We start from the raw sequence: 5,311 nt of genomic DNA, 5'->3' as shown, positions 1-5,311 counted from the left end.
ACCAGTCGGTCAAGAAACTGGTCAAACTAATCCTATTGAAAGATTAAATAATACCTTTCGACCAAGGATTTCTCGGCTGGTGAGAGAGAGTCTATCTTTCTCTAAAAAAATGGAGAATCACGTTGGGGAGCCCTTTGGTATTTTATCCATGACTACAATGCACAGCAAAGCAAAGCAAAGGATTAAGCCGCCATCACTACTACCGAATCACCACCCGTCAAGGGAAAGGAGATCATGAAATTTGGTATAGTCCTCTGACAGAAAGAAGATTTGTAGTTGATAATAGTATTAAATCACGCCATACTGCTAATGCAGTTTTGAAACAAGTCGGATTATCTAAAGCCTTTTGAACGCTGTGGAATCTTCATCCATATATAAGCTAATTCTACTCATAATTAGGAAGGAGAATAATGTAATGCTTCAAGGCGATCTGCTTCCGCAGTTTCGTCTGCCATTTCTGATTCTATTGTTTCTTTATTAGTATGATAGTAAGTTAAAGCGGCATAAACTTGTGCCAAAGAAAGATGAGGTATTTCATCGGCAATCTCTTCAGGACTATATCCTAATTTATACCAGATCACTATTCTTCGTACAGTAACAGCAGTTCCCGCAATAATAGGACAACCTCCATGAATTTTGGGATCGCTTTTTATAAAAGTGCCAATATTTATCTCTGTTAACATAACTTTCTCTGATTCAGTTTCAACTAATTAAACTAAATAGGATTCTATGCTTTTATCACCATTTTAGCATAGCCTAAACATTGGTCGGGGTAGGGGCGAAGCATTCGGATAGGAAATCTAGGATTTGAGCGATAGGTTATGCCCAAATGCTTCGCCCGTACAGTGATTTTCTGCAATTGAGGAATAACTGTTGCACAAGGCGGTTCAAAGTGTAATTCCAAAGCTTCTTGAAGATTTATTAGTTTCTTCTGGTGTCCCCTAGGTCTGCATACTGTAATTCTTGGGCTGCCCATTTCTCCATTTTTTTTGCTCACCTCCACCTTGATTCCTTCTTTCAAAACTATACCTATCAATCGTTTCCCCTTTTTTTAAGTTTCTTCTCTTTTTGTTAAGAAAGCTCTGACTAATGGATAGGATGACCGGACATTCAAGATAAATTTTCACAACTCGATCGCTACAACTATCCGGCCAAGAACTACAATAACCCTAGCACCTGTGTAAAAAAAGGCCTATCTATGCAACTTTCGCCCCAAGAAAAAGATAAATTACTCATTTTCACGGCGGCACTGCTCGCCGAAAGACGCAAAAATCGCGGGATCAAGTTAAATTATCCCGAAGCGATCGCCTATATTAGCGCCGCCATCCTCGAGGGTGCGAGGGAAGGTCGTAGCGTGGCTGAATTGATGAGTTACGGCACTACTTTATTAACTCGCGAGGAGGTAATGGAAGGTATCCCGGAAATGATTACGGAAGTGCAGATCGAAGCGACTTTTCCCGATGGTACTAAATTAGTTACCGTTCACAATCCCATTCACTAACAGGAGATTTTTAGCAGCTATGATTCCGGGAGAAATTATCACACCATCCGGGGCGATCGAGATTAATGTCGGTCGCGACACCCTGCGTGTTTCTGTGGCTAATACAGGCGATCGACCGATTCAAGTGGGTTCCCACTATCATTTTTATGAAGTTAATCAGGCCCTGGAGTTTCAGCGCGAATTAACCAAAGGAACCCATCTGAATATTCCCGCGGGTACATCAGTTCGATTTGAACCGGGAGACACGAAAGAGGTGGAATTAGTTACCATCGCGGGAACTGAAGAAATTTATGGCTTTAATGGTTTAATTAATGGTTCCCTCAAGGGCAAGAAAAAGAAAAAGTAAGGCCTTAACGGAATCGCTCAATTATGGTAAAATCAAGGCAACGATAACTAATTCTTTCCAAGACTATGACGACGGTAAAAATTGGCATCATTGGCGGCAGTGGTTTGTATAAAATGGATGCCCTCAAGGATGTGCGGGAAGTATCCCTCGATACTCCTTTTGGTTCTCCTTCCGATGCTTTAATTCTCGGTACTTTAGAGGGAACAGAAGTCGCCTTTTTAGCGCGTCATGGCAGAAATCACCATTTTTTACCGACCGAATTACCCTTTTGCGCTAATATTCACGCCCTCAAACAATTAGGGGTTGAATATATTATTTCCGCTTCAGCCGTTGGTTCCCTAAAAGCCGAAGTTAAACCCCTAGATTTAGTCATTCCCGATCAATTTATTGACAGAACTAAAGAGAGAATAGCGACTTTTTTTGGGGAAGGAATTGTTGCTCACGTTGCCTTTGGTGATCCCATTTGTCCCCAATTAGCCGAAATTTTAGGGGATGCCGTCGCTAGTTTAAACCTACCGGAAGTTACCTTGCATCGCGGCGGTACATACCTCTGTATGGAAGGGCCGGCTTTTTCTACTAAAGCGGAATCAAATCTCTATAGAAGTTGGGGGGCAACCGTGATCGGTATGACCAATTTAACCGAGGCCAAATTAGCCCGAGAAGCGGAAATTGCCTACGCTACCTTAGCCCTAGTTACCGATTACGATTGTTGGCATCCCGACCACGATCATGTCACGGTAGAAATGGTGATCGAAAATCTACACCATAACGCTATTAATGCCCAAAAAGTTATCCAAGAAACGGTGCGCCGTCTGGTAGCTAATCCTCCCGTTTCTGCCGCTCATTCTGCCCTTAAATACGCTATTCTTACCCGTCTAGATTCTGTTCCCGTCGCCACTAAAGAAAAATTAGCTCTCTTTTTGAAAAAATATCTTGAATAAATAGAGCTTGCTGAATAAATCTAAAAACCTTGTTGGGTAAGACTTTTAGACTTTTTGGTTTCCAAAAAGTGCCAGATCCCGGAGTGGTCGGGGGGAAAATCCCTGGACTTTTTCCCTGAAAATTAGGTAATTTACCCCCTCAAAATCGCTAAAACCCTACACCCTACACCCTACACCCCACACCCTGCCCCCAGGAAAAACTTTTTGCCGCAAACCCTAAATAGAGAAATAAGAGCGGAGAAAAGTCGCCGATGAATCTAGAAATGGGTCATTTTTCTCGCTGTTATCCAGACGCTCAATTTGACCCAAATTCTAGGTTATCTCTAGCTTAACTAGCTAGATATTCTCTGATGTTGCCCTTGCGTTTTCTTAATTTAGCGATCGCTTCTCGTTCGATCTGACGCACGCGTTCACGACTGATATTGAGTCGAACGCCAATTTTTGCTAAGGTGAGGGGCTGCCCATTATCTAAACCAAAACGCAGACAAATCACTTCTTTTTGTTGAGGGGTGAGGTCTGCCATCAGTTTTTCCAAATCCACTTGGAGGGAAGAATAGGCAGTGTAATCTTCGGGGGAAAGTCCCGTATCTTCCAAGAGTTCCCCTAATTCCGTGTCTTGATTGTCCCCCACCTTTAAGTCAAGGGAAAGGGGTTGACGGGACCTTTCCAAGTAGTCTCGCACCTGTTTGGGAGTTAGGTCTAATTCCTCGGCTAATTCGGCAATGGTGGCAGCGCGACCTTTATCTTGAGCTAGTTGACGCTGGGCTTTTTTGATTTTATTCAGTTTTTCGGTGATGTGGATGGGCAGACGGATGGTGCGACTTTTTTCTGCGATCGCCCGGGTGATGGCTTGGCGAATCCACCAATAAGCATAGGTGGAGAAGCGATAGCCTTTGGTGGGATCGAATTTTTCCACACCTCTTTGCATCCCAATCGTTCCCTCTTGGATGAGGTCTAATAGATCTAGATTGCGTTTTAGGTATTTTTTAGCGACGGAAACCACTAGACGCAGGTTCGCTTCTACCATCTTGCGTTTGGCGAAATCCCCTGCCCCCAATTCTCGACGCAGTTGTTCTTCACTAATTTCCGCCGCTTCTGACCATTGGCGATCGCTGGGTTCCCTGCCGAGTTTCGCCCTTAGGGATTCCTTGATTTTTTCGAGAAAAATTAATCTTTGCACCTGTTTTGCGTAGAGAATTTCTTCTTCATGGGTGAGAAGGGGAACTCGGCCAATTTCTCTGAGATAGGCGCGAACTGGATCGGTGGGGTTTTTCGAGGTTTTCATGAGTGCGCGTCGGTTGAGGGTTGATATTCAGGGATTGATGGCGTTTTTCAGATCGCTTCCCCAGGGGCAGTTAAGGAGATGCTATCAGGGTTTTTTCTAGTTTTGTAAAGAGATTAGTAAGTGATCACTCAAGGATATAGAGAAATCTAATTGAAGATTTAATTGCCTCTATAGTCCTTTTTTTGGCTATATATAGAGTTTATGGGCATAAATGGCAAGTAGTAAGAACCTTGGTTGTTTAACCAATATTACAACAATTATTAAATATTGTAAAGTTTATGAGAAAAAAAAATATCCCTATCAGGAACGCAGCAAGGAAGGGGAGGTTTGAGTATCTGTACCCATAGATTACCCAAAGGTTTCCAATCAGGATGCAATCTAGATGACAAAATGAGCAATTTTCTCAGATAGCGATCGCAGGGCGATCGGTGAGGGGTTTGTACTAAAATGTCCATTGACTCTCCCCCGCTAACCGCTCGCGCGGTGTAGCGGGGGATTCTTGGTTCATCTGCTCTTGACTAGATCAAACAGGTTTAACTGAACGACCCCCAACCGACCGCCTCCGCAAGCGTTTTCTAACACGGTCAGTCCGACCGCATTTTTTCCTCGGTTCTCGATTACCTTCGCTGATGCCGTATCTCTCGGTTCAATGTGGCCGCAAGAATCACACCGGTGAACTCTTTCCGATAACGACTTTTTACCAGTGAACGCGCCACAATTAGGACAGTCCTGTGAAGTTCCGTTTTTATCGACTTTAAGATAATATTTCCCCCGTTTCCAAACAACAAACGGTAGTATCTCATTAATAAAACTACCGATGCCTGAATCTAGAGATTGTTTTCTAACGATTCCTCTAGACCACGAAACGAAGTTAATATCTTCAACAAAGATATTATCAGCAAGATCACAAAGGTAATGAGCTAACTTAAAATGCCAATCTCTACGAGTATTAGACACTTTTTCGTGTAATCTCGCTATCTTATCTTGGAGTTTCAACCAATTGTTCGAGCCTTTGACTTGATGTTTCAAGCGTCTTTGTAGCAATTTAAGCTTACTCTGTACTTTCAACAAAAATCGAGGGGCTTTGATTAAATCTCCCCGTGAAGTAGCGACAAAACTTTCGATCCCCGCGTCGATTCCTAAACAGGTTTTCCCGGCCGTTATATCGGGAACTAATTCCGTAGATTGGAAGGAAACCGAAACGTAAAATCCCGACGCTTTTTGGATAATTCGAGCTT

General features: G+C 43.1%; 7 protein-coding genes and 1 pseudogene. 4 read left to right on the top strand and 4 right to left on the bottom strand.

Annotation, left to right across the window (positions count from 1 at the left end; all coding sequences use genetic code 11):
* Positions 1–186 (top strand): annotated as a pseudogene (locus tag PX482_RS24760) (IS1 family transposase); the annotation flags it as partial.
* A gap of 209 nt (positions 187–395) precedes the next feature.
* On the opposite strand, the gene PX482_RS24755 reads toward PX482_RS24760, so the two are convergent.
* The gene (locus PX482_RS24755) at positions 396–683 is read right to left on the bottom strand and encodes a DUF433 domain-containing protein (RefSeq protein WP_002761291.1); all 288 of its coding nucleotides are present in this window, start codon (positions 681–683) and stop codon (positions 396–398) included.
* A gap of 44 nt (positions 684–727) precedes the next feature.
* Positions 728–1,021 carry a hypothetical protein gene (locus PX482_RS24750; RefSeq protein ID WP_155120423.1) on the bottom strand — a complete coding sequence of 98 codons (294 nt, stop codon included), beginning with the start codon at positions 1,019–1,021 and terminating at the stop codon, positions 728–730.
* 177 nt (positions 1,022–1,198) lie between these two features.
* On the opposite strand from PX482_RS24750, the gene ureA reads away from it, so the two are divergent.
* From ureA to PX482_RS24735, 3 genes are all read left to right on the top strand, one after another.
* Positions 1,199–1,501, top strand: coding sequence for an urease subunit gamma (gene ureA / locus PX482_RS24745; protein WP_002738360.1), 303 nt, complete (start codon positions 1,199–1,201; stop codon positions 1,499–1,501).
* Positions 1,502–1,520: 19 nt separating this feature from the next.
* Positions 1,521–1,847 (top strand): urease subunit beta, encoded by a 327-nt coding sequence (locus PX482_RS24740; RefSeq protein WP_002761293.1) that lies wholly within the window; start codon positions 1,521–1,523, stop codon positions 1,845–1,847.
* A 65-nt stretch (positions 1,848–1,912) separates the two neighbouring features.
* Positions 1,913–2,788 (top strand): S-methyl-5'-thioadenosine phosphorylase, encoded by an 876-nt coding sequence (locus tag PX482_RS24735; protein WP_002761295.1) that lies wholly within the window; start codon positions 1,913–1,915, stop codon positions 2,786–2,788.
* A gap of 328 nt (positions 2,789–3,116) precedes the next feature.
* Here the strand turns inward: PX482_RS24735 and PX482_RS24730 are convergent, their stop codons facing one another.
* Positions 3,117–4,073, bottom strand: coding sequence for an RNA polymerase sigma factor, RpoD/SigA family (locus PX482_RS24730; protein WP_002761297.1), 957 nt, complete (start codon positions 4,071–4,073; stop codon positions 3,117–3,119).
* A 504-nt stretch (positions 4,074–4,577) separates the two neighbouring features.
* A partial coding sequence (locus PX482_RS24725) for an RNA-guided endonuclease InsQ/TnpB family protein (RefSeq protein WP_288123154.1) occupies positions 4,578–5,311 on the bottom strand: 734 nt, incomplete at its 5' end.

Source organism: Microcystis sp. M53602_WE12 (genome assembly GCF_030065455.1).
GTDB lineage: Bacteria > Cyanobacteriota > Cyanobacteriia > Cyanobacteriales > Microcystaceae > Microcystis > Microcystis aeruginosa.
Note: the sequence above shows the minus strand (reverse complement) of the source record. Positions and strands in the feature narration are given on the sequence as shown.

What these genes read in the sequence shown, in the direction of transcription:
- PX482_RS24755 (WP_002761291.1), bottom strand. Translation starts at nt 683, where the DNA reads ATGTTAACAGAGATAAATATTGGCACTTTTATAAAAAGCGATCCCAAA.
- ureA (WP_002738360.1), top strand. Translation starts at nt 1,199, where the DNA reads ATGCAACTTTCGCCCCAAGAAAAAGATAAATTACTCATTTTCACGGCG.
- PX482_RS24740 (WP_002761293.1), top strand. Translation starts at nt 1,521, where the DNA reads ATGATTCCGGGAGAAATTATCACACCATCCGGGGCGATCGAGATTAAT.
- PX482_RS24735 (WP_002761295.1), top strand. Translation starts at nt 1,913, where the DNA reads ATGACGACGGTAAAAATTGGCATCATTGGCGGCAGTGGTTTGTATAAA.
- PX482_RS24730 (WP_002761297.1), bottom strand. Translation starts at nt 4,073, where the DNA reads ATGAAAACCTCGAAAAACCCCACCGATCCAGTTCGCGCCTATCTCAGA.